This is a genomic window from uncultured Campylobacter sp. (assembly GCF_938030785.1).
In the GTDB taxonomy this organism is placed as follows: domain Bacteria; phylum Campylobacterota; class Campylobacteria; order Campylobacterales; family Campylobacteraceae; genus Campylobacter_B.
Genome location: NZ_CALHIK010000097.1, coordinates 1 through 2,975 on the forward strand (window position 1 = coordinate 1; position 2,975 = coordinate 2,975).

Annotated in this window: 2 protein-coding genes; both read right to left on the reverse strand. The window is 51.9% G+C overall.

What is annotated here, in order from left to right; all coding sequences use genetic code 11:
- Positions 1–638: UvrD-helicase domain-containing protein (locus Q0438_RS05275; RefSeq protein WP_299188196.1), on the reverse strand; the 638-nt coding region annotated here is incomplete at its 3' end.
- Positions 625–2,975: PD-(D/E)XK nuclease family protein (locus Q0438_RS05280; RefSeq protein ID WP_299188199.1), on the reverse strand; the 2,351-nt coding region annotated here is incomplete at its 5' end. The genes Q0438_RS05280 and Q0438_RS05275, both read right to left, overlap by 14 nt.

The window sequence follows — 2,975 nt, forward strand, 5'->3', positions numbered from 1 at the left end:
GCGCTTTTTAAATTTGATAAAATTTCATTGACGCGGCCAAGATCGGGCGCGGGCAGAGAGCCGCTCTCGCTCACCTCAATATCGTTTTCCCAAAAGGCCTCCAGACTGTTTAAAAACTGATCCTTGCTCATTCCAGAATTGCTTACGTAGCCCACGACCTCCCTTAAAAGGGCGCCGTCTTTACAGATCGCGCTTAAAAACTCCTTCTGCTGCACGCCTAGTATGCTCTCGTCGTTTTCAAATCCCGGATCGATGCCGCTGTTTAGTGCGAACGAGCGCAGAGCTTTTGCAAAAAACGCATCGAAGGTAAAGACGTTTAGCCTCTCGCTTAAAAATTTAGGGAGTAGGCGCTGCTGCGCTGCCAAAACCTCATCCGCGCTCATATTTAGATCCTCGCAAATTTGCGCTAGCTCGGGGCTCGGCACAAGGGCTCCGTCGCGCGCGATAAGCAGATTTTGAAATTTCTCCACGATGCGCGTTTTCATCTCGGCGGCCGCTTTTTTGGTGAAAGTAAGCGCTAAAATTTCATTGATCGGCTCGCCTTTTAGCACTAGTTCGATGAATCTGACCGCGAGATTGAAGGTCTTGCCGCTGCCCGCGCTCGCTTCAAGCGCCAGATAATTTTCAAATTTTGCCATCGATACGCCCTTTGCAAATGATCTTATAAGCGCAATATTCGCAGGTTTTAGGCTCATTTGTGCGCGCAAAAACCACTTCGTGCGCAAACTCCTCCTTAAGCGCGCCCAATTTCTCGCGCAGAGCCTGAAGCGTCGGAGTTTTTGCGCCAGGACGCACAAAGCCCTCATCCCCGAGCGCCAGATACGCGCTCTCGCATTCGCACCCCAGCAGCGCCTGGTAGAAGCTTAGCTGAAAGCTCTGCGGCTTGCCGCTGCCACTTTTGTAATCGATGATAAATTTGCCGCCGCGCCCGTCCTCATCGATGCGGTCTATCCGCCCGCTCAGCCGCACCCCCTCAAACTCGCCCTCGCACCGCTGCTCGCCGCATGCAAAGCTCCAAGTCTGCTCGTGCTGCTGTAGTAGCGGGGCGATCTTTTTGATCTTTTGCAGCTCAAGCTCCGCATCAAATCTAGCGAGCCCCGCATCTGCCGCAATAGCGGAGTAAATTTTGCTAAATTTATCAAAGTTAAATTTAACCCCCGCGGCGCGGTAAAACCGCTCAAAGCTAGAGTGCAAAATCGTGCCTCGTAGCGCGTCGTCCTCGCCGAAGTTTAGCCCCTCCGCAAGCGCTGCGATATATTTGTAAAAATACTGCCTCTTGCACGCCAAAAAGCTATCGAGCCTGGAAAACGAAAGCGGATTTTCAAAGAAATCGTGCCGCAAAATCGGATCATCCTGGCCGCGCAGAGCGGGCAAAAACCGCCTCTCGCCGAGGAGCCGCAAGTAATCCTCCTGCGAAAACTCGCAATCAAGCGCCGCATCGAAGCTTTTTAAGAAGCGCGAGGGCGATTTTTCGCTGTTTTGAAGATAACAAATCGCCGTTTTTTTCGCGCCCAAAATCAAGCTCGCGTAGTAAAATCTTTGTAAATTTTCGCGATCCGCGTGGCTGATGAGCCCCGCTCTGGCGCGCAGCGCGGCGTTTAGAAACATCTCGTTTTCCACCCGCTTGGGCACCAGATCGTCGTTAAAATCGATGATTATCACGCTGTCAAACTGCAGCCCGCGGCTCTCCAAAAGCCCCATTGCAGTGACCTTACCACCGCTGACGTCGTCGAGTTTGAGCCCACCTAGCTCAAGCAGAAAAAGATCGATCAAATTGCTAAGGCTTAAGCTCCCGCCGCGCAGCTTTCGCAGCAAAATTTCGATCAGATACAAAGGCTCCTTGATCTTTGCCTCCAAAACCGCGTCGTAAATTTTGGGCAAATTTAAAATTTTACGGATCAGCGCCTCAAAGCTTTCAAAGCTCTGCGCCCGGTTGAAATTTAGCTCAAACTCCTTAAAAAGCTCGCTCTCAAGCCCGATTAGGCTAAAGAACAGATCGAGTTCCGCGGGCTTTGGCCGCTCGTTTTGACGGCTGTTTTTACTAAGGCTTTCGCCGCTCGCTTCGTAATTTTTACCGCCGCATTCGCCGCGCGATCTGAAATTCTCGCCGTTTGATTTGAAATTTTCGCCGCCGTCCTCGCCGCTTTGCTCGGAATTTTCGCCGCCTGTTTTAAAATTTTCACATTCACGTTCATTATTTGATTTAAAATTCTCGCCGTCCGCTTTAAAATTTTGTGCGCCGCAGTAGCCCGCCTCTAAATCCCGCGTATCACGCGCCGTATCCAAAAGCTCGTAGCTGGCCGCCTGATCCGAACTGAAATTTTCGCCGCCTGCACGGATGGAATTTTCCGCAGTTTTTACGCGATAATCCACGCCAAATTTCGGAGCAAGCCCCTCTTTTAGGCACTGCGAAATTTTTTCAAGCGCGACGTAAAATAGGCTATCTTTTACGCTTCTGCCCATCGCGAAATTTAGCATGCGGTGCGAGCCGCGGGCTTTTGCGATGCGCTCGTCATATAGCCGCAGCGTGTCCGCGAAGCTCTCGTCGGGCAGGATCACGACGATACGCTCGGGCGCGATGCCTGCGCGCACGAAGGATGAAATTTTTTCAAAAACGTAGCCTGCCTGCAAGCTTCGCAGCTCAAAGGAGCGGTAAACGATCTCGCCGCCCGCACCTAGAGCCTCTTCGCGTAAAATTTCGCGCGAGCTTAAATTTACGCTATATCTTTTGCCTGGCTCGAACTCTATGCCGCAAATCTCGCTGATAGCGCGTACGGGTTTGGAATTTAGCTGCGTGGATTTGAAATTTAAAACGAGCGTGCTAAGCGCCGCCGCGCCCTTTAAAATTTCAAACTCGAAGGCGCTCGGGTTGCCGTCGATGTCGATCTCTATGCGCTCAAAGCCGCGCAGATAGGCCTCGTTTAAGCGGTAGCTCTGCGGCGCGGTGATCTCGTCGTAAAAGCCGTGCGAGCGCA